Below are 1,823 nucleotides of genomic sequence, written 5' to 3'. Positions count from 1 at the left end.
CCCTCGAGCGCATCGCTGTACCCGTTGGGCGGGCTGCATCCGTGCTGGGGGGCGGGCCCGGGGCGGCCATCCTGCTTCAGCGGGCCAACACGGCCACTCCGTTTCCTGGCCCCGGCAAGTGGGGGCCTGCCGAGGAGTCGATGTCCGCGCGATCCCGGCGCTACCAGGAGCAGATCTCGGGGCACTCGGCGGATGAGGCCTACTGGGTCGGAGGCGTGGGCAAGAACAGCGGCGGCGTGAAGTTCGACGGGTTCGTGGACGGCGTGCTACGGGAAGCCAAGGGGCCGGGCTATGCGAAGTTCTTCGAGGGGCTGGAGCCCAAGGAATGGTTCAAGAACTCGGGAGCCCAGGGGTTGATTGATCAGGCGAGACGACAGGCCGAGAAGGTTCGTGGCATGGGCATCTCCGTCCGGTGGCATGTCGCTGAGAAGTCTGCCGTCGATGCCTTCCGCGAACTCTTCAAGCGCGCTCGTGTCGAGGGGGTCGAAATCCTCCACACTCCTGCGCTCTAAGTCGAGGACCTCATGACCGTGACCTATCCCGATACCTTCTTTGCAGGAGCCTACTGGGGACCTCGCAAGGAGTCTCCCGAGGAGTGCGCTCGTCGCACAGCGAGCTTTCTCAACCTTCTGGCTGAGTGTGACCCGTTCCTCTCCCACTGGTACAAGCCTGCGAAGTCGCGCAAAGACGCGCGAAAGCATCCGCTCATGCCGCCGGATGTCGTGACCCTCACCGAATTGTTCCGACGTGGGGCCAACCGTGAGCGAGGGGGGCCGGCCATTGAGCCACTAGGCTTTGGCTTCTGGTTCGACAATGGTGGAGCCGGTCGTGACTGTGCGGACCTGCGCATCTTCTGCGGTGGATACTCGGAAGCGGTTTCCAACTCCTGCTTCTTGTCGCTCCCCAGCCAGGGAGCGAATGCGGAGCGATTGTTCACGGCCCCCGCATTGGCTCGCGTGGTGCGCAGCATGGCGGTTGCTTGGGAACCCGATTGGGTGGCGGCGATGTCCCGCACACATCGGGATGAGGACGACAAGGATGGCAAGGCCGACAAGTGGCTCGGCTGGGTGACCTACCTCTCTCGTCAACAGGGCACCGTGCCGCCGCTCCCTGCCCCCGTGCGCATCGAACCCGTGGAGGACCGGGGGACGCTGATCATCCTGACCCCCGAGCGCTTCACGGTGGCCAACCCCGAGCACACCGCGCTGGCGCGGCACGTGCGCGAGCTGCTGGCCGGGGCGGGTCTCATGCAGCCCGCTTCACCCTGACCGTCAGGACCTGCGTCCCTTGTCTGTGGGGGGGCGCGTGGGGAGCGGCTGGAAGAGGACGGGACGCAGCGACCGGGCGCCTTCGCTTCGGTGGACCTGAGGGTGGACCATGCGCGTTGAGGCCTTGTTGTTGTGCATTGCGATGGCCGTCACCGGCTGCGCGGGGCTGACACCTGCGTCCAACCAGGGGCGGAGCCTGAGCTACACGCCACGCGAGGCCAACGGCCCTGCTTCAGCGCCGCCGGGTGATGCCTCTTCCCAGGTGTCCGCCGCCCCGCCACGGTTCGTTACGGGCTCAGAGAAACCGGTACGGCTGCACCGTCGCAAGGGCGCTCGCGAGGTGGCGACGGGCGCGAGCCCTGTTCGCGCGACGGTGGCTCCTCGTGGCGACTCAAATCCCGGCATGCAGGCGGATGCCTGGGAGAAGTTGCTGACGGCGGCGGGGCTGGAGGAGTGGGATGAGCGGCCGCTGTCCGGCGGTGCCCTCTCACCCAGGCAGGCGACGCGGCTGCTGTCAGTGTTTCTGGGCAAGCCGGTGACGCTCGGCACCTTCCC

At 66.9% G+C, this 1,823-nt stretch carries 2 protein-coding genes and 1 pseudogene; all 3 read left to right on the top strand.

The window, feature by feature from the left end:
- On the top strand, window positions 1–512 hold a 512-nt coding region (locus tag D7X74_RS41700; protein WP_233602486.1), incomplete at its 5' end, for a Tox-REase-5 domain-containing protein.
- A 12-nt stretch (window positions 513–524) separates the two neighbouring features.
- A complete protein-coding gene (locus D7X74_RS41695; RefSeq protein ID WP_120538445.1) occupies window positions 525–1,268 on the top strand; it encodes an immunity 52 family protein in 744 nt (247 codons plus the stop codon).
- Window positions 1,269–1,377: 109 nt separating this feature from the next.
- A pseudogene (locus D7X74_RS42835) lies at window positions 1,378–1,823 on the top strand (hypothetical protein); the annotation flags it as partial.

It is taken from the genome of Corallococcus sp. CA047B (genome assembly GCF_003612065.1).
GTDB classification, from domain to species: domain Bacteria; phylum Myxococcota; class Myxococcia; order Myxococcales; family Myxococcaceae; genus Corallococcus; species Corallococcus praedator.
This window is presented reverse-complemented; position numbering and strand designations above follow the sequence as displayed.

Coding starts and splice junctions, on each gene's coding strand:
- D7X74_RS41695 (WP_120538445.1), top strand. CDS start 525: ATGACCGTGACCTATCCCGATACCTTCTTTGCAGGAGCCTACTGGGGA.